Genomic DNA, 18,376 nt, shown 5'->3' with positions numbered 1-18,376 from the left:
GGGAGGGGCGGGACGGAAGGTCCGGGGCGGGGGTCAGAGGTTGCCGCGCCGCTCCTGCTCGCGCTCGATCGCCTCGAACAGGGCCTTGAAGTTGCCCTTGCCGAATCCCATCGAGCCGTGGCGCTCGATCATCTCGAAGAACACCGTCGGACGGTCCTGGACCGGCTTGGTGAAGATCTGCAGCAGGTAGCCGTCCTCGTCGCGGTCGGCGAGGATCTTCAGCTCGCGCAGCTCCTCGATCGGCACCCGGGTCTCGCCCACCCACTCGCCGAGGGTGTCGTAGTACGAGTCGGGGGTGTCCAGGAACTGCACGCCGGCGGCGCGCATGGCCCGCACGGTGGCGACGATGTCGTTGGTGGCGAGCGCGATGTGCTGCACGCCCGGGCCGCCGTAGAACTCCAGGTACTCGTCGATCTGCGACTTCTTCCGGGCGATCGCCGGCTCGTTGAGCGGGAACTTCACCTTGCGCCTGCCGTCGGCCACGACCTTCGACATCAGCGCGGAGTACTCGGTGGCGATGTCGTCGCCCACGAACTCCTTCATGTTGGTGAAGCCCATGACCTTGTTGTAGAAGGTCACCCACTCGTCCATCCTGCCGAGCTCGACGTTGCCGACGCAGTGGTCGATGGCCTGGAAGAACCGCTTCTCCGGCGGCGCGACGACCGGGTCGGCCGCGGTGAAGCCGGGCAGGTAGGGGCCGTCGTAGCCGGAGCGTTCCACCAGGGTGTGGCGGGTCTCGCCGTAGGTGGCGATGGCGGCGAGGACGACGGTGCCGTGCTCGTCCTTGAGCTCGTGGGGCTCCTCCAGGCCGGTGGCGCCGTGCTCGATCGCGTAGGCGTACGCGGCCCGGGCGTCGGGGACCTCGATGGCCAGGTCCACCACGCCGTCGCCGTGCGCGGCGACGTGGTCGGCGAGGAACCGGCCGCGCTCGGTGGCCGGCTTGATGACTGACGTCAGGACGAAGCGGGCGGAGCCCGACTCCAGGACGTAGGAGGCGGTCTCGCGGCTGCCGTTCTCGGGGCCGGAGTAGGCCACGAGCTTCATGCCGAAGGCCGTGGAGTAGTAGTGCGCGGCCTGCTTGGCGTTGCCCACGGCGAAGACGACCGCGTCCATCCCCTTCACCGGGAAGGGATCGGCCTGCCGGGCGGTGCTGGGGGTGTTGTGCATGGTCTCAGTCATGGCCGCAGGCTCCCGCTGTTCCACAAGATGCGCAATAGTTCCCGTGACGGCTGAGCAATTTGTACAGCATCAACGCCATCACTCCGGGCGATCTGTACAGTATGACTACCGGGAGGTAGGCCATGGGCATCGACGAGCTGGACGGCCGGCTGCTGGAGCTGCTGGCGGCCGAGCCGCGCATCGGCGTGCTGGAGGCGTCCCGCCGCCTGGGCGTGGCCCGCGGCACCGTGCAGGCGCGGCTGGACCGGCTGCAGAGCGGCGGGGTGATCCGCGGCTTCGGCCCCGACGTCGATCCCGCGGCCATCGGCTACCCGGTCACCGCCTTCGCCACGCTGGAGATCCGGCAGGGGCAGGGCCGCGATGTGCGGGCGCATCTGGCGACCGTCCCCGAGGTGCTGGAACTGCACACCATCACCGGGCGCGGCGACATGCTCTGCCGGCTGGTGGCCCGCTCCAACGCCGACCTCCAGCGGGTGATCGACAAGGTGGTGGGGTTCGAGGGCATCGTGCGGGCCTCCACCGCCATCGTCATGGAGAACCCGGTGCCGCTGCGGATCGTCCCGCTGGTGCGCCAGGCCGCCAGGGACGCGGAACGGCCGGCGCCCTGACGCGCCGCCTCGGTCCCGAGCCGCCGGCGAGGGCGCCCCGCCCCGCGGAGGACCGCTCCCGGAGGACCTAGACCCCCGCCTCGTCGGAGCCGTCCAGGGGAGCCAGCAGCCTCTCCAACCCGCCCTCCAGGTCGAGCAGTTCGCGCTCGCTCCCGGGCGGCACCGCCCGCAGGGTGCGCTCCAGCCAGGCCGTGACGGCCGCGGCCGGGGCCCGCAGCAGCGCGTCGCCGCCGGGCGAGGAGAGCGCGACGCAGACCGCGCCGCGACCGCCGACCGTGGCCGGCCAGACCTTCACGTCCCCCTGCCCGCACGGCCTTAACACCCCTTCCACCAGCAGCTCCCGGGCGAAGCTCCAGCGCACGGGGTGCTCGGAGAGGGTGTCGAAGGTGAGGTGCACGGCGTACGGGTCGTGCACGTGGTAGCTGAGCCGTGCCGGGACGGTGGTGCTGTGCTCGGGGGACAGGACCAGGTCCAGCGTCAGTTCGCGTTCGATCGGAGTGTCCATGCGGTGCGCCCTTTCGTGTGCGGCTCTTCCGGGAGTTGCCGGGGATTCTCCTGGCCCCGCGGGGAGGGGGAGGGCGCAGGCCGTACGTCGTGGTGCGTTCCGTTCGGCGGGCCGGCGGGTTCCGCTGTCGCTGGATGGGGGTCGGGTCGCCGGTGGCCGGGGCGAGGGGCGTCCTCTCTCTGGTAGATGTGGACCCAGGGCTCCCCGGTTGCGCCGCCGGACGGGGAGCGACACACGCCACATCAACGGCCGAGCAGATACGGGACCGGACACATGAGCGCCCCTCCGTCAGCATCCGCCAACGGCAGCCCGGGCCCGGGCTACTACCCCGATCCCTCCATCCCGGGGTACATCCGCTACTGGAACGGCGCCGCATGGGTGCCCGGGACCAGCCGCCCCGAGCCCCGCGAGGGCGAGCCGATGCCCGCGGCGCCCCCCGGGGTGGCGGTGCGGGTCCCGCAGCCGTCCCCGTCGCCCGTGTCACCCGCGTCGCCCGCGTCGTCCGTATCGCCCCCGTCACCCGCGTCACCAGCGCCGTCCGTGCCGGAGGAGTCCGCGCGGGAGGAGACGGGCCCGGTCTTCCTGGACGAGGAGGAGCCCGGCGACGGCGCGGGCCCGTCCGCGCCGCCGGCGCCCGGCCCGGGCGGCTCGCTGCCGGAGGTGCGCGGGCGCGGAGAGGTGGAGGTCCGCCCCGGCGACCGGATGACCACCTGGGACGACCCCTCCCGGCTGCACGGCAACCGGCCCGAGCCCGCGTCCGCGTGGCAGGCCGACGCCGCCCGGCAGGCCGGATTCGACGGGGAGCGCGACGCCCGCGTCTCCTGGGGCGCGGGCGGCGGGGGAGCGGCAGGCCCCGCCCCCGCGCTGGGCGCGGGCCGCACCCCGCAGGCGCTGGGTCCGGGCTCCGACCCCCGCGGCGGCCGGGACCGCGCCGACGCCGGGCCGGCGGACGGCGAGGGCGTGCCGCCGCGTACGGAGGGCACCGTGCGGATGCGGCCCGTACGCCCCGAGGGCACCGCCCCGGCCGCGGGCGGACGGCCCGTCAGACGCGAGGACACCGTCGGGCTGCGCCGGGCCGAGGCCCCCGCCCCCGCACCCGCACCCGCACCCGCGCCGAGCGCCCCCGTGCCGGCCCCCGCTCCCGTCAGCCCGGCCTCCGTCAACCCCGCCCCCGTCGGCCCCGTGCCCGAGCAGCCCTCGTGGACGCGGCAGGTGCACGACCTGGCCCAGCGCGCCCCCGCGCCCGCCCCCGCGCCGAGCGCCCCCGTGCCCGCCTCCGCCGTGCCGCAGCAGCACCTCCCGGCCGGGCAGCCCGGCGGCCCCGAGCAGATCGTGCCCTGGCGCCCCCCGGTCAGCGACCCCTTCCTGCTGGCCGCCCAGCGGCAGGCCCGCCCCGCCGGGCTCGGACGCCGGCTGGGCGCCCGCCTGGTGGACGGCGTCCTCACCGCGGCGGTGGCCGCCGCGGTGGCCCTCCCGTTCGCCGGTCCCAGCGCCGACCACTTCCGGGCGCAGGTGGAGGCCGCCGAACAGGCGGGCGAGACGCGGCAGATCTGGCTGGTCGACGGTACGACCGGTGTCTACCTGGGGATCGTGCTCGGCGCCCTGCTGCTGTTCGGCCTCCTCTACGAGGTGCTGCCCACCGCCCGCTGGGGACGCACGCTCGGCAAGAAGCTGTTCGGCGTCACGGTGCTCGACATCGAGGAGCAGGATCCTCCGTCCTTCGGCGCCGCGCTGCGCCGCTGGCTGGTGTACGGACTGCTGTCGCTGGTGGGGATCGGCCTGGTGAACGTCCTGTGGTGCCTGTTCGACCGGCCGTGGCGGCAGTGCTGGCACGACAAGGCGGCGGGCACCTTCGTGGCGCGCGGCACGCAGGAGTCCGGTCCGGCCGGCTGACGCCCCGTGGGGAGTCCCCCGAACGGCCCACCCCTGATGCGCGGTACGCCCCGGCGCGGTCGACTCGGAGCATGAGGACGCGACGGACCCGACGGCCGCGCCGCCCCGCCGACGGGGGCGGTGGTGGAAGAGCGGGCGGGAGAGGTGGGAGAAGGGGCGGGGGGAGGGACGGCGGAAGGAGCGGCCGTACCGCCGGGGCGTTTCGCGCCCCGGCCCGCGCCCCGGCCGGGTCAGCGGCGCGACGAGGTCTGCGCCAGCCGCCGTTCGTCCCCGGTGCGTTCGGCCCCGCGCTGAACGGGCACCGCACCGGTCGCCGGACGCGGGGAGCGCCCGGCGGGCGCCTTGACCGCGACGAGCAGTCCGAGCGCGAGCGCCGCACAGGCGACGACCGCGACCCCGGCCCCCGAACGCGCCTGCGACACCAGCAGCATCACGAGGGCCGAGAGGATGACGGTGGCCGAACCGTAGGCGAGCTGTGCGGGATTCGGACGCGGCATGACGGAATCCGTCCTCCGGGATCGGGGGTGGAGGTCGCCGGACGGCGAACGTGGTCCGTCGAACGACTCTACGATGCCGGATGCCCGTACGGGGCCGCGGGTAAGCGTGACCTAACCCATCGTCGCGGACACGCCGATGCACAAGGGGCGCACGGAATCACACCTCGGACCCGTGGCCCGCCGACCGTTACTGTCCGGTCTCCGGACTCCGCAACTGGGTGGTCGGACACCGTACTTGCGTGGCGTGTTCAAATCAAGGACTGTTTTTTCGGCCGCCGCTCATGTCGAATGCCTCCACACGTGTGCACACGCGTGCCATGGCCATGCATGGGGAGGGCAATACCTAGTGAAGAGCCAACGGAGGACGATCAGATCCGCCGCACTGGCCACGACGGTCGCCGTCATAGGGGCGACCCTTCTGACCGCCGGCACCGCCTACGCCAGCGAGGGCACCGCACCCGACGGCCGCGACCCGGCCGCCGCGGAGCACGGGGACCACGCCCACGGTGACCACGCCAAGGACGGCCACAAGCACGGGAAGGCCAAGGACGGCAAGCACGTCGACCACGACCTGCCCGGCCCGCTCACCAAGAAGCAGCGTTCCCAGCGCCTTGCGGCCCTCGAGCGGCTGGCTTCCGGCCAGAAGCCCGTGACCAAGAACGGCTCCAAGGTCATGAAGCTCGGCGACGACAAGTACGTCGAGATGGAGCAGACGAAGACCGACAAGATCTTCACCATCCTCCTCGAGTTCGGCGACAAGGTCGATCCCCGGTTCGGCGGCACCCCCGGTCCGCTGCACAACCAGATCGCCGAGCCCGACCGCGAGCAGGACAACACCACGCTGTGGAAGGAGGACTTCAGCCAGGAGCACTTCCAGGAGATCTACTTCGGGGAGGGCAAGGGCTCGCTCAAGACGTACTACGAGACCCAGTCCTCGGGTAAGTACTCCGTCGACGGCATGGTCTCCGACTGGGTCAAGGTCGAGTACAACGAGGCCCGTTACGGCAACAACGCCTGCGGCCAGAGCACCTGCAACACCGTCTGGGACGCCGTCCGCGACGGCGTGAACCAGTGGACCGCCGACCAGAAGGCCGCCGGCCGCACCACCGAGGAGATCAAGGCCCAGCTGGCCGAGTACGACCAGTGGGACCGCTACGACTTCGACGGTGACGGCGACTTCAACGAGCCCGACGGCTACCTCGACCACTTCCAGTTCGTCCACGCGGGCGAGGACGAGTCGGCCGGCGGCGGCGCGCAGGGCGAGGACGCCATCTGGGCGCACCGCTGGTACGCCTACGGCACCGACTACGGCAGGACCGGCCCGGAGTTCAACAGGGCCGGCGGCACCGAGATCGGCGACACCGGCATCTGGGTCGGCGACTACACCGTGCAGCCCGAGAACGGCGGCCTGGGCGTCTTCGCCCACGAGTACGGCCACGACCTCGGCCTGCCGGACCTGTACGACACCAACGGCGGCGAGAACTCCACCGGTTTCTGGACCCTGATGTCCTCCGGTTCCTGGCTGAACAACGGCAAGGACGCCATCGGCGACTGGGCCGGCGAGATGACCGCCTGGGACAAGCTGTCCCTGGGCTGGCTGGACTACGAGACGGCCAAGGCCGCCACCAAGTCCACGCACAAGCTGGGCGTCTCGGCCCACCAGGGCAAGAACCCGCAGGCGCTGATCGTGGAACTCCCCGAGAAGGAGGTCACGACCACCGTCGTCAAGCCCGCCGCGGGCAGCAAGCAGTGGTGGAGCGGCAGCGGTGACGACCTGCGCAACTCCCTGACCCGCAGCGTCGACCTGACCGGGGCCTCCTCCGCGTCGCTCGACCTCAAGGGCTGGTGGGAGATCGAGGCCGGTTACGACTACCTCTACACCCAGGTCTCCACCGACGGCGGCGCCACCTGGACCGCCCTGGGCGGCACCAGCAACGGCCGACCGATCGGCGAGGACGCCAGCGGCGCCCCCGCCCTGGACGGCACCTCCGGCGGCTGGGCGGACCTGTCCTTCCCGCTGGACGCCTACGCCGGCAAGAAGATCGACCTCCGCTTCCACTACCGCACCGACGGCGGTGTGGCGGAGAAGGGCTTCACCGCCGACGAGATCACCATCACCGCCGACGGCCGGGCCGTCGTCACCGATGGCGCCGAGGGCGACGACAACGGCTGGACGACGGAGGGCTTCTCCCGCATCGGGGAGTCGTTCTCCAACTCCTACCCGCAGTTCTACATCGCCGAGAACCGCCAGTACGTCTCGTACGACAAGACCCTGAAGACCGGGCCGTACAACTTCGGCTGGGCGAACACCCGCCCCGACTGGGTCGAGCGCTACCCCTACCAGAACGGTCTGCTGATCTGGCTGTGGGACACCTCGCAGCTCGACAACAACACCAGCGTCCACCCGGGCGAGGGTCTGGTGCTGCCGATCGACGCGCACCCCAAGGCCGAGAAGTGGGCCGACGGGACGCTGATGCGCAACCGCATCCAGTCGTACGACTCCACCTTCAGCTGGTACCCGACGCGCGGCATGACCCTGCACAAGAACGGCGTGGCCACCAAGGTCAGCTGGAAGGCGGGCAAGCCGTACTTCGACGACCGAAAGGGTACGTACTGGGACGAGTCCAACCCGACCGCCGGTGTGAAGGTGCCCGACACCAACACCCGCATCTCGATCGTCAACCAGCCGCTGAACGGCTCGACGATCACCGTCCGGGTCGGACCCTCCACCCGGTGACACCCGGATGACGCCGCGTTTCCCCAGGTCATCGCGGTGAGATAGGCAACGGTCGGCCGTCGCCCCCTAGCGGGCGGCGGCCGATCGTGCTGAGAATGCGCGTACCGTCCGCGGGGCGCCCGCGGGGCCTCCACGGGCCGGACCTGTTGTTGACGTGATGTATAACGGGGGAGTGGTGAAGATGGCGGGTGGTGGCTGGACCAGGCTGCCGGACGGCAGCGTGGTCGTGGCGCTCTCGGTGCCCCGGCCGGGGCCCGGTGAGCGGCGTGCCCGCTTCCTGGTCCACGCGGCCAACCGCTCCCGCGCCCTGACCCGGCTGCGCAACCTGGGTCTGCGCGCGGTCTACCTGCGCGGCAACACCGAGCCGCCCACCCCCGACGAGATCAGCGCCGTGCTGCACCACCCCGACGGCCTGGTCTGGCGCCCCGCGCCGCAGGACGCGCCCGGCGGGCCGGACGGCGGGACGCGCGCCGAGACGGGCTTCTGGAGGCCCATAGGGGCCCTGCGCCGCGCCGCCGCCGGCTAGCGGCCGGCGCGGCGCGGCGCACCCGGCCGGGTGGGCCCCGGCCCGGTCCCCCGGGTCCCTCAGGCCCCGCGCACCACCGGCTCGCCCGACAGCTCGACGCCCGCCCGGCGCATCTCCTCCAGCGCCGGCCCGGTGGTCTCCGCCGAGACCCCGGCCGTCATGCCGAGCAGCACCCGCGTGCGGAAGCCCTCGCGGGCCGCGTCCAGCGCGGTGGCGCGCACGCAGTGGTCGGTGGCGATGCCCACCACGTCCACCTCCGTGACGCCGTGGGAGCGCAGCCAGTCGGCGAGCGGGACGCCGTTCTCGTCCCTCCCCTCGAAGCCGCTGTAGGCGGCGGCGTACGCGCCCTTGTCGAAGACCGCGTCGATCGAGCCGGAGGCGACGGCCGGGGCGAAGTTCGGGTGGAAGCCCACGCCCTCGGTCCCGGCCACGCAGTGCGCGGGCCAGGAGCGGCGGAAGTCGGGGTGGTCGGAGAAGTGGTCGCCGGGGGAGACGTGGTGGTCGCGGGTCGCCACCACGTGGCGGTACCCGGCGGTCGTCTGCCCGACGAGGTCGGTGATGGCCGCGGCCACGTCGGCACCCCCCGCCACCGCGAGGCTGCCGCCCTCACAGAAGTCGTTCTGGACGTCTACGACGATCAGGGCCCGGTGCATGGTGCACACCTTTCGGCTGGAGTGGCTGGAGTGGGCAGTGTGGCTGGAGTGGTCAGTGTGGTCGGAGGGGGCGGGCCGACCGGAGCGGATGACGCGGACGGAGGCGGGGTCGTGTCCGACCTTAGACACTCGGCGTCCGCCGCGGGAGTGCGCGGGCGCGCGGCGCGCCTCATCCCCCGGCGTACTCGGTGGGCAGGACCGGCTCGCCGCGCGAGAGCTGGGTCGCCGACAGCGGCAGCCCGTCGCGGGCCCGTACGTGCCGCTCGCGGGCCGCCTCCAGCCGCTCGCGCGCCACGATCTCGCCGCCGCGGACCAGGTCCACCGTCAGCAGGTGGTCCGCCAGCTCCCCGGGCACCTCCCCGGTGCCGACGACCTCGGCCTCGGCCACGCCGTCCGCGTCCCGCCGCCGGGCGGCCCACTTCACGCCCCCCGCCGACGCCTTCCCGCCCATCGACTTCTTCGCCACCGGCCGCAGCGGCACGCCGGGGTCGGAGGAGTCGGCGCGGGCCACCAGCTTGTAGACCATCGAGGCCGTGGGGTGCCCGCTGCCGGTCACGAGCTGGGTGCCCACCCCGTAGGCGTCCACCGGGGCGGCGGCGAGGGAGGCGATGGCGTACTCGTCCAGGTCGCTGGTCACGATGATCCTGGTGTCCCGCGCCCCCAGGTCGTCGAGCTGCTGCCGCACCCGGTGGGCGAGCAGCAGCAGGTCGCCGGAGTCGATGCGCACCGCGCCCAGGCCCGGACCGGCCACCTCCACGGCGGTGCGCACGGCCTCGGCCACGTCGTAGGTGTCCACCAGGAGCGTGGTGCCGCCGCCCAGGGCCTCCACCTGGGCGGTGAAGGCGTCCCGCTCGGTGTCGTGCAGCAGCGTGAAGGCGTGGGCGCTGGTGCCGACGGTGGGGATGCCGTAGCGGAAGCCCGCGGCCAGGTCGGAGGTGGTGGAGAAGCCGCCGACGTACGCCGCCCGCGCCGCGGCCACGGCCGACAGCTCGTGGGTGCGCCGCGCGCCCATCTCGATCAGCGGCCGCCCGCGCGCGGCGACGGCCATCCGGGACGCGGCGGCGGCGACGGCCGAGTCGTGGTTGAGGATCGACAGGATCACCGTCTCCAGCAGCACGCACTCGGCGAAGGTGCCCTCCACGCGCATGATCGGCGAGCCGGGGAAGTACACCTCGCCCTCGGGGTAGCCGCTGATGTCGCCGCGGAAGCGGTAGCCGGCCAGCCACTCCAGGGTCGGCCCGTCGACGACGCCCCGCTCGCGCAGGAAGTCCAGGATCTCCGGCTCGAAGCGGAAGTTCGCCACCGCGTCCAGCACTCTGCCGGTGCCCGCCACCACGCCGTAGCGGCGGCCCTCGGGCAGGCGGCGGGTGAAGACCTCGAAGACGGAGCGCCGGTCGGCGGTCCCGCCGCGCAACGCCGCCTGCACCATGGTGAGTTCGTAGTGGTCGGTGAAGAGGGCGGTGGACGGCACGGCGACCGGCAGGCCCAGGTCTGCTGTGTTCATGGGACGGATGGTACCCCTAATCTCGTCACTTTGACGATATCGGGGCGCCGACGTGCGCGGCCGCCCGCCGGAGCCCCGTTTGCGCCACCACCCGGTCCGGGTGGCAGCATGGGACCCGTGAGCGACGACACACGCCGGACGACGACCCCTGCCGGCGCGGCCGTGGGGCCGCGCGCCGCGAGCCGCGTACCCGGTCCGGGCGCCGCCCATGTGGCGCGGCTGTCGGTCGCGCCCACCGAGACCACCCGCCCCGAGTCGGACCGGGTCCCCGAGGCGGTGTCCGAACCGGACGTCCCGTGGGTGACGGTCGTCCACAACGACCCGGTGAACCTGATGAGTTACGTGACCTACGTGTTCCAGACCTACTTCGGGTATCCGAAGGAGAAGGCCAGGAAGCTGATGATGGACGTCCACCACAAGGGCCGCGCGGTCGTCTCCAGCGGCAGCCGCGAGGAGATGGAGCGCGACGTGCAGGCCATGCACGGCTACGGCCTGTGGGCGACCCTCCAGCAGGACCGCTGATGGCCGGGCTCTTCCAGCCCGCGGCCGACGTGCCCGGAGGCGCCGCCGCCGCGCTCGACGAGGTGGAGATCTCCATCCTGCGCAGCCTCGCCGTCCAGCTCCTGGAGCTCATCGGGCCCGGCCCGGGTGCCGACGAGGCCGGCGGCGAGCAGGACCCGCTCGCCGCGCTGATGGCCGACGGCCCCACCGAGCCGCCGTCCGATCCGGCGCTGGCCCGGCTCTTCCCCGACGCCTACGGCGGTCCCGGCGCCGAGCGGGACCGGAGGACGCGCGAGGCGGCCGCGGAGTTCCGGCGCTTCACCGAGAACGAGCTGCGCGCCCGCAAGCGCGAGGACGGCCTCGCCGTCGTGCGCACCCTGGACGCGCTCACCCCCGGCGGCGACGGGGGAGCGGTGCTCACCCTCACCCCCGAGCAGTCGCGGCAGTGGCTCGGCACGCTCAACGACCTGCGGCTGACGATCGGCTCGCGGCTGGAGATCACCGACGACGAGGACGCCGACGAGCTGTACGGGCTGCCGGACGGCGACCCGCGCAAGCCGATGGTGATGGCGTACCTGTGGCTGGGTGCGCTCCAGGAGTCGCTCGTGGAGACCCTGATGCCCGACGCCTGACGTCGGGCGCCCGGCGCCGGCGCCCGACGGGGTGGTGCGGGGCGGTGTCGGCGCCCGACGGGGCGGGCCGGTGCGGTGCGGATCCGGCCCCGGCGGACCGGAATGTTTGTGCCATACATGAAAAGGCCGCTACGAGCCCGTCGAGTCACCCAGGGTGAGGAAAACTCTCCGGTAATCGGATGCGCCGCGCTTTTGGGCATGACGGTTGCCCGATTTCTCCCTGGATTCCCTTGTGTGACCCGACCGTAATGTGAGCATGTGATCCAGGTCACACCTTCACAGTCGCGCAGCGTGATAGGAACTCCCAACCCGATTTTTATCCGTGTCTTACAACTCGGAGAACATCGGAGGAAACTGCGCTCGAGACCGGACGACGAGGTTGGTCCGTCCGCCGTACCACCGGCAACCACCGTTGCACCCACCCCCACACGTCCCCGCAGCCGCGACAGCCAGAGGGAACCCATGGCAAACGAATCCTGGACGACCCAGATCGACAAGTCCATCAGCGACTTCGTCGACCCGGCCGCCACGTATCTCAGCGACATCGTCTTCTACACCATTCCGCTCGGAGACACCGAGTTCCCCTGGATCGTCGGCTGGCTCGTGGTCGCCGGACTGGTCTTCACCGGATACTTCGGCTTCGCCCAGGTCCGTCACCTGCCCAAGGCGCTCAAGCTGGTGCGCGGCAAGTACGACCAAAAGGACGCTCCCGGTGAGGTGAACCACTTCCAGGCCCTCACCTCGGCCGTCTCCGGCACCGTCGGCCTCGGCAACATCGCCGGTGTCGCCATCGCGGTCACCATCGGCGGCCCCGGCGCCACCTTCTGGATGATCATCTGCGGCCTCCTCGGCATGGCCACCAAGTTCGTCGAGTGCACCCTCGGCGTGAAGTACCGCGAGGTGCACGCCGACGGCACCGTCTCCGGCGGCCCCATGCACTACCTGCGCAGGGGCATGGACGAGCGCGGCCTCGGCGGCCTGGGCAAGGTGCTCGCCCTCGGCGCCGCCGTCGCGCTGCTGTTCTTCACCTTCTTCGGCGGCAACCTCTTCCAGGTCAACCAGAGCCTGGAGCAGCTCCAGTCCGTCACCGGCGGCGACGACAGCGTCTTCAGCACCTCCGGCGGCGCCCTCTTCTTCGGCATCCTGATCGCCGCCCTGGTCGCCCTGGTCCTCATCGGCGGCATGCGCTCCATCGGCGCCGTCACCAGCCGGCTGGTCCCCGCGATGGCGATCATCTACATCGTCGCCTGCCTCTTCGTCATCCTGACCAACATCACCGCCGTGCCCGACGCCATCTCGGACATCATCGTGGGCGCCTTCGCCCCCGAGGGCGTGGCCGGCGGCCTCATCGGCGCCCTGATCGTCGGCTTCCAGCGCGCCGCCTTCTCCAACGAGGCGGGCATCGGCTCGGCTCCGATCGCCCACTCGGCGGTCAAGACCAAGCGCCCCGCCACCGAGGGCCTGGTCGCGATGATCGAGCCGTTCATCGACACCGTCGTCATCTGCACCATGACCGCGCTGACCATCGTCATCGCCCGCACCCCGAGCTGGGAGGCGGCCCGCGAGGCCAACGCCAACGGCGAGCCGATCGCCTCCGGCGTCTCGCTCACCTCGGACGCCTTCGAGACCGCCATCTCCTGGTTCCCTTACATCCTGGCCGTCGCGGTCCTGCTGTTCGCCTTCTCCACGGTCATCACCTGGAGCTACTACGGCCTGAAGGCGTGGACCTACCTCTTCGGCCGCAGCAAGGCCAGTGAGACCGCCTACAAGGTGCTCTTCAGCCTCATCGTCGTCGCCGGCGCGCTGATGTCGCTGTCCTCCCTGGTCTCCATGGCCGACTCCTTCCTCTTCATGGCCGCGGTGTTCAACATCATCGGCCTCTACCTGATGGCGCCCGTCGTCAAGCGGGAGCTGGGCCGCGTCATCGAGTACATCCGCCGCCGCGACGCCGGCGAGAGCGACGAGCAGATCGAGGCCTCCGAGGCCGCCGGCGCCGCCGGGCCCGGCGGCGCCGGCGAGGCCCCCTCGCTCGCCAAGTGACACCGGCCGCCCCCGGGCGGCACGGCACCGCGCGGGGCCCCGCCCGTACCGCACACCGGTACGGGCGGGGCCCCGTCCGTGCGTCCTGCCTATGCTGTCGCCCATGCTGACCATCACCCAGGAACTGCACGACAAGATCGTGGCCCACGCCCGCCAGGACCACCCCGACGAGGCGTGCGGCGTCATCGCGGGCCCGGCCGGCAGCGGACGCCCCGAGCGCTTCATCCCCATGCTGAACGCCGCCCGCTCGCCCACGTTCTACGAGTTCGACTCCACGGACCTGCTGAAGCTCTACCGCGAGATGGACGACCGCGACGAGGAGCCGGTGGTCATCTACCACTCGCACACCGCCACCGAGGCCTACCCCTCGCGCACCGACGTCACCTACGCCAACGAGCCCGGCGCCCACTACGTGCTGGTCTCCACCGCCGAGTGCGGCAACGACGAGGGCCCCTTCTCCTTCCGCTCCTTCCGCATCGTCGACGGCGAGATCACGGAGGAGGAGGTCAGGGTCGTCCCCGCCTACGAGGGCTGATCCCGGATCCTGCCACCATGTGAGACGACGGGGTCCGCATGATGGAACAGGTATCCGAATCCGGAGGCGGGAATCGTTACGATGAGCCCATGGTTAACCACGACGTGAGCGATACCCGCCGGGGTACGTCCCCGGGCACGCTGCTCGTGGCACGCCTGCACGTCGATCTGTGCCGCCTCGCCAGCGCCGCGTGTCGGTGCTGTGCCGCCGCCCGCGACTGACCCGGACGGCCACTCCCGTGCGGCCCGCCGGCCGCACCCCGCGCACACGTACGGCCCGCACGCTTCCCGCTTCCGGCCTTCTCCCAGAGGAGCACACCCATGGCCATCGAGGTCCGCATCCCGACCATCCTCCGCACCTACACCGACGGCCAGAAGGCCGTCGAGGGCAACGGCGGCACCCTCGCCGAGCTCATCGAGGACCTGGAGAGCCGCCACAGCGGCATCCGGGAGCGGCTGGTCGAGGGCGACGAGCTGCGCCGCTTCGTCAACGTCTACCTCAACGACGAGGACGTCCGCTTCCTGGACGGCATCTCCACCAAGCTGAGCGACGGCGACAACGTGACCATCCTCCCCGCGGTGGCCGGGGGCATGCGCTGATGCGCTACGACTCGCCGATCGCCGCGGTGGGCAACACCCCCCTGGTGTGCCTGCCGCGGCTGTCGCCGTCCGAGGACGTCCGCATCTGGGCCAAGCTGGAGGACCGCAACCCCACCGGCTCGATCAAGGACCGCCCGGCCCTGCACATGATCGAGCAGGCCGAGAAGGACGGCCGGCTCACCCCCGGCTGCACCATCCTGGAGCCCACCTCCGGCAACACCGGCATCTCGCTGGCCATGGCGGCCAGGCTCAAGGGCTACCGCATGGTCTGCGTCATGCCGGAGAACACCAGCGAGGAGCGCCGCCAGCTGCTGGGCATGTGGGGCGCCGAGATCATCTCCTCCCCGGCCGCCGGCGGCTCCAACACCGCCGTGCGCGTCGCCAAGGAGATCGCCGCCGAGCACCCCGACTGGGTCATGCTCTACCAGTACGGCAACCCCGACAACGCCGGCGCCCACTACACCGGCACCGGCCCCGAGATCTACGCCGACCTGCCCTCGATCACCCACTTCGTCGCGGGACTCGGCACCACCGGCACCCTGATGGGCGCCGGCCGCTACCTGCGCGAGAAGGTCCCCGGCATCCAGATCGTCGCCGCCGAACCGCGCTACGACGACCTCGTCTACGGCCTGCGCAACCTCGACGAGGGCTTCGTCCCCGAACTGTACGACGAGACCGTCCTCACCACCCGCTTCTCCGTCGGCTCCGAGGACGCCGTCACCCGCACCCGCGAACTCCTCGCCCAGGAGGGCATCTTCGCCGGCGTCTCCACCGGCGCCGCCCTCCACGCGGCCATCGGCGTCGGCCGCAAGGCCGTCAAGGCGGGCCAGAGCGCCGACATCGTCTTCATCGTCGCCGACGGCGGCTGGAAGTACCTGTCCACCGGCATCTACACCGCGCCCACCACCGAGGCCGCGGTCGAGGCCCTCCAGGGACAGCTCTGGGCCTGACCCGGCCCGTCAGGCCCGCGCGGCCCGCTCCCCGCCGCCCCCGTACGGCCCGTTCCCGGCCGTACGGGGGCGCTCGCACCCCGCGGCCCCGCGCCGCGTGATCCCCGCCTCACCACCCCCCCGCCCTGGTGATTCCGCCCACAACGGAGCACCGTGGAGGAGCCACCGGCCCCCATGCGCCTTACGCTCAGGTAACCCCTCTTCCGGGCCACGGAGGTTCCTTCCCCTATGAAGCTCACCGTCGTCGGCTGCTCGGGATCGTTCCCGTCCGCGGAATCGGCCTGCTCCAGCTACCTCGTCGAGGCCGACGGCTACCGGCTCCTGCTCGACATGGGCAACGGCGCCCTGGGCGAGCTGCAGCGCCACTGCGGTCTCTACGACCTCGACGCCATCGTGCTCAGCCACCTCCACGCGGACCACTGCATCGACATGTGCGCGTACTTCGTGGCCCGGTACTACCGGCACGAGGGAGGGCGCTGCGAGGCCATCCCGGTCTACGGCCCCAAGGGCACCGAGCAGCGGCTGACCACGGCCTACGCCGACACCCCGTCCGACACCTCCATGAGCGAGGTCTTCGACTTCCGCGACCTCGCCCCCCGGAGCACCTTCCGCCTCGGCCCCCTGACCGTCACCGCCGACCAGGTGCGGCACCCGGTCGAGACCTACGGCTTCCGCGTCGAGCACGACGGGAAGGCCCTCGTCTACTCCGGCGACACCGGCCCCTGCGACGCCCTGTGCGGCCTGGCCGAGAACGCCGACCTCTTCCTGTGCGAGGCGTCCTTCACCGACGGCAAGGAGGACATCCCCGAGCTCCACCTCAACGGACGGCAGGCCGGGGAGTGCGCCGAGGAGGCCCGGGTCGGACGGCTGGTCCTCACCCACATCCCGCCGTGGACCGACCCCCGGCACAACCTGCGCGACGCGCGGGCGGCCTTCGGCGGGCCGGTGGAGATGGCCCGTCCCGGAGCCGTCTACGAGCTCTGACCGCACCCCGGCCGCACCCCGCCGGTCCGTGGCGGGTCCGTGGCCGGTCCACGGCGGCGCGGCCTACGCCCTGTACCGGTCCGGCTGGTCGTACCGGGTCGCCTCCTGCTCGGGGACCTCCTCGTCGGACTCCCGGCCCGGTGTCGGCAGGTCGAAGCGGACGATCGCGAACCGGAAGACGGCGTAGTACACCGCCGCGAAGCACAGGCCGAGCACCACCAGCAGCCACGGCCTGGACGCGATCCCCAGGTTCAGCAGGAAGTCGATCGCCCCGGCCGAGAAGCCGAAGCCGTCCCGCGCCCCCAGCGCCCAGCTCAGCGCCATCGAGACCCCGGTCAGCACCGCGTGGACCGCGTACAGCGCCGGCGCGACGAACATGAACGTGAACTCGATCGGCTCGGTCACCCCCGTGACGAAGGCGGTCAGCGCGATGGAGAGCATCATGCCGCCCACCACCTTGCGGCGCTCGGGCCGGGCGCAGTGGTACATCGCCAGGCAGGCGGCCGGAAGGGCGAACATCATGATGGGGAAGAAGCCGGTCATGAACTGCCCGGCCGTCGGGTCCCCGTGCAGGAAGCGCGCGATGTCCCCCTCGTAGCGGACCCCGCCGTCCTCGTGGGAACCGGCCTGGAACCACGGGAACGAGTTCAGCAGGTGGTGCATGCCCACCGGGATCAGCGCCCGGTTGGCCGTCCCGAAGACGCCCGCCCCCAGCGCGCCGGAGCCCACCAGCCACTCGCCGAAGCCGTGGATGGCCGCCCCCAGCACCGGCCAGGCGTAGCCGAAGACGACGCCCAGGCCCAGCCCCGCGAACGACGCCAGGATCGGCACCAGTCGGCGGCCGCCGAAGAAGCCCAGCCAGTCCGGCAGCTTCCTGCGGTGGTAGCGCTGGTAGAGCAGGGCGGTGACGACGCCCATCACCACACCGCCCAGGACGCCGGCGTCCGCCGGCCGGGCGACGCCCTCCTCCGGCGGCAGATTGGGGTCGGTGAAGGTGGCCATCACCTGCTGGAAGACCAGATAGCCCACGACGGCCGCCAGCCCCGTCGAGCCGTCCGCCCGCCGGGCGAAGCCGATCGCGATGCCGACGGCGAACAGCAGCGGCAGGTTGTCCAGCAGCGCCCCGCCGCCCGCCGCCAGGAACTCGGCGGTCCGGTTGACGGCGTCGGGGAAGCCCTCCCGGCCGAGCATGTCCTCGTACCCCAGACGGACCATCAGGGCCGCCGCGGGCAGCACGGCGATCGGCAGCATCAGACTGCGCCCGATGCGCTGGGCCACCGCCATCGCGCCCGAGCCGCGGCCCCTCCCGCGCCCGTCGCCCCCTCCGCCGCCGCGCCCGTCGTCGGATGCCTGAGCAGTGGCCGTGGTCATCGGCTTCCTCCCGTGGGGCCGTGCGGTCCGCGCCGCACCTCCGCAGCGCAAGCATCACAGGTGTCGCAAAATGCTGTAGGCAGGTTGTAACACGATCAAACGCCGCGAAGGGGACCAGGCGGGCGAGGATGCCGGCGGCGGCGGGGAGAGTGCCGGAATGCAGTACTCCGGACGCGGTTCGCCCCGCCCGGTCTTCCCGGCGGGGCGGGGAAGCGGTATGGAGCCCTTGAAGGCCCTCTCGCGAGGTGCGCATGACGTAGGTTAATGTGCCAATCAGGTCCATAGGGGACATAGGACGCGAGACGGGTCGATGCGAGTCGAGACGGCCGACGGCGGTCGGCGGGAAGGCGGAGGACATGGCCGGCAAAGCGGAGAACATCGTCGCCGGGCTCGGCGGCATCGACAACATCGTCGAGATCGAGGGCTGCGTCACCCGTCTGCGCACCGAGGTCGAGGACCCCTCCCTCATCGACGAGACCGCCCTCAAGGCCGCCGGCGCCCACGGCGTCGTCAGGATGGGATCCGCCGTCCAGGTCGTCATCGGCACCGACGCCGACCCCATCGCCGCCGAGATCGAGGACATGATGTGACCGCCTGACCCGGACCGGCCCGGACCGGATCCGGGCGGCCCCGCCCACCGGACCGCCCCGGCCGTTCCCCGA

Annotated in this window: 19 protein-coding genes; 13 read left to right on the top strand and 6 right to left on the bottom strand. The window is 72.1% G+C overall.

Annotated elements, in window-relative coordinates; translation table 11 throughout:
* Positions 1–33: 33 nt before the first annotated feature.
* Positions 34–1,179: a 4-hydroxyphenylpyruvate dioxygenase gene (hppD, locus tag QC029_RS18895; protein ID WP_279556878.1), complete on the bottom strand. Its 1,146-nt coding sequence runs from the start codon at positions 1,177–1,179 to the stop codon at positions 34–36.
* A 122-nt stretch (positions 1,180–1,301) separates the two neighbouring features.
* Here hppD and QC029_RS18890 point away from each other — a divergent pair, with 122 nt between their 5' ends.
* Positions 1,302–1,787 (top strand): Lrp/AsnC family transcriptional regulator, encoded by a 486-nt coding sequence (locus tag QC029_RS18890; RefSeq protein ID WP_279556877.1) that lies wholly within the window; start codon positions 1,302–1,304, stop codon positions 1,785–1,787.
* Positions 1,788–1,854: 67 nt separating this feature from the next.
* On the opposite strand, the gene QC029_RS18885 is transcribed toward QC029_RS18890, so the two are convergent.
* Positions 1,855–2,292, bottom strand: a complete 438-nt coding sequence (locus QC029_RS18885; protein WP_279556876.1) for an SsgA family sporulation/cell division regulator — start codon at positions 2,290–2,292, stop codon at positions 1,855–1,857.
* 273 nt (positions 2,293–2,565) lie between these two features.
* Between QC029_RS18885 and QC029_RS18880 the strand changes: the two genes are divergently transcribed.
* Positions 2,566–4,185: an RDD family protein gene (locus QC029_RS18880; RefSeq protein ID WP_279556875.1), complete on the top strand. Its 1,620-nt coding sequence runs from the start codon at positions 2,566–2,568 to the stop codon at positions 4,183–4,185.
* Positions 4,186–4,415: 230 nt separating this feature from the next.
* Here the strand turns inward: QC029_RS18880 and QC029_RS18875 are convergent, their stop codons facing one another.
* Positions 4,416–4,682, bottom strand: a complete 267-nt coding sequence (locus QC029_RS18875; RefSeq protein WP_279556874.1) for a hypothetical protein — start codon at positions 4,680–4,682, stop codon at positions 4,416–4,418.
* Positions 4,683–5,028: 346 nt separating this feature from the next.
* Here QC029_RS18875 and QC029_RS18870 point away from each other — a divergent pair, with 346 nt between their 5' ends.
* Both QC029_RS18870 and QC029_RS18865 read left to right on the top strand, forming a co-directional pair.
* Positions 5,029–7,419, top strand: coding sequence for an immune inhibitor A domain-containing protein (locus tag QC029_RS18870; protein ID WP_279556873.1), 2,391 nt, complete (start codon positions 5,029–5,031; stop codon positions 7,417–7,419).
* A gap of 181 nt (positions 7,420–7,600) precedes the next feature.
* A complete protein-coding gene (locus QC029_RS18865) occupies positions 7,601–7,945 on the top strand; it encodes a hypothetical protein (protein WP_279556903.1) in 345 nt (114 codons plus the stop codon).
* Positions 7,946–8,004: 59 nt separating this feature from the next.
* Here the strand turns inward: QC029_RS18865 and QC029_RS18860 are convergent, their stop codons facing one another.
* Together QC029_RS18860 and QC029_RS18855 are read right to left on the bottom strand one after the other, a co-directional pair.
* On the bottom strand, positions 8,005–8,598 hold the full coding sequence (locus tag QC029_RS18860) for an isochorismatase family protein (RefSeq protein WP_279556872.1): 594 nt from the start codon (positions 8,596–8,598) through the stop codon (positions 8,005–8,007).
* Positions 8,599–8,767: 169 nt separating this feature from the next.
* Positions 8,768–10,102, bottom strand: a complete 1,335-nt coding sequence (locus QC029_RS18855; protein WP_279556871.1) for a nicotinate phosphoribosyltransferase — start codon at positions 10,100–10,102, stop codon at positions 8,768–8,770.
* Positions 10,103–10,312: 210 nt separating this feature from the next.
* On the opposite strand from QC029_RS18855, the gene clpS reads away from it, so the two are divergent.
* The 8 genes from clpS to QC029_RS18815 all read left to right on the top strand — a co-directional run bounded on the left by clpS (position 10,313) and on the right by QC029_RS18815 (position 16,343).
* Positions 10,313–10,624, top strand: a complete 312-nt coding sequence (gene clpS / locus QC029_RS18850) for an ATP-dependent Clp protease adapter ClpS (protein ID WP_279556902.1) — start codon at positions 10,313–10,315, stop codon at positions 10,622–10,624.
* Positions 10,624–11,235 carry a DUF2017 domain-containing protein gene (locus QC029_RS18845; RefSeq protein WP_279556870.1) on the top strand — a complete coding sequence of 204 codons (612 nt, stop codon included), beginning with the start codon at positions 10,624–10,626 and terminating at the stop codon, positions 11,233–11,235. The genes clpS and QC029_RS18845 overlap by 1 nt, the downstream gene beginning before the upstream one ends.
* Positions 11,236–11,697: 462 nt before the next feature.
* A complete protein-coding gene (locus QC029_RS18840; RefSeq protein ID WP_279556869.1) occupies positions 11,698–13,275 on the top strand; it encodes a sodium:alanine symporter family protein in 1,578 nt (525 codons plus the stop codon).
* A gap of 103 nt (positions 13,276–13,378) precedes the next feature.
* Positions 13,379–13,810 carry a M67 family metallopeptidase gene (locus QC029_RS18835; protein WP_279556868.1) on the top strand — a complete coding sequence of 144 codons (432 nt, stop codon included), beginning with the start codon at positions 13,379–13,381 and terminating at the stop codon, positions 13,808–13,810.
* Positions 13,811–13,899: 89 nt separating this feature from the next.
* Positions 13,900–14,031 carry a putative leader peptide gene (locus QC029_RS18830; protein WP_336621599.1) on the top strand — a complete coding sequence of 44 codons (132 nt, stop codon included), beginning with the start codon at positions 13,900–13,902 and terminating at the stop codon, positions 14,029–14,031.
* Positions 14,032–14,130: 99 nt separating this feature from the next.
* Positions 14,131–14,409 (top strand): MoaD/ThiS family protein, encoded by a 279-nt coding sequence (locus tag QC029_RS18825; protein WP_279556867.1) that lies wholly within the window; start codon positions 14,131–14,133, stop codon positions 14,407–14,409.
* Entirely contained in the window at positions 14,409–15,359 is a 951-nt protein-coding gene (locus tag QC029_RS18820) for a PLP-dependent cysteine synthase family protein (RefSeq protein WP_279556866.1), read from the top strand. Before QC029_RS18825 ends, QC029_RS18820 begins: the two co-directional genes overlap by 1 nt.
* 228 nt (positions 15,360–15,587) lie before the next feature.
* Complete coding sequence (locus tag QC029_RS18815) at positions 15,588–16,343, top strand: MBL fold metallo-hydrolase (RefSeq protein WP_279556865.1); 756 nt, start codon at positions 15,588–15,590, stop codon at positions 16,341–16,343.
* Positions 16,344–16,406: 63 nt separating this feature from the next.
* On the opposite strand, the gene QC029_RS18810 is transcribed toward QC029_RS18815, so the two are convergent.
* Positions 16,407–17,714 (bottom strand): PTS transporter subunit EIIC, encoded by a 1,308-nt coding sequence (locus QC029_RS18810; RefSeq protein ID WP_279556864.1) that lies wholly within the window; start codon positions 17,712–17,714, stop codon positions 16,407–16,409.
* 266 nt (positions 17,715–17,980) lie between these two features.
* Between QC029_RS18810 and QC029_RS18805 the strand changes: the two genes are divergently transcribed.
* Positions 17,981–18,304 carry a PTS glucose/sucrose transporter subunit IIB gene (locus QC029_RS18805; protein ID WP_279556863.1) on the top strand — a complete coding sequence of 108 codons (324 nt, stop codon included), beginning with the start codon at positions 17,981–17,983 and terminating at the stop codon, positions 18,302–18,304.
* Positions 18,305–18,376: the final 72 nt, after the last annotated feature.

Source organism: Streptomyces sp. DH37 (assembly GCF_029813835.1).
GTDB lineage: Bacteria > Actinomycetota > Actinomycetes > Streptomycetales > Streptomycetaceae > Streptomyces.
The sequence above is the reverse complement of the archived record's forward strand: the minus strand, read 5'-3'. Positions and strand labels throughout refer to the sequence as shown.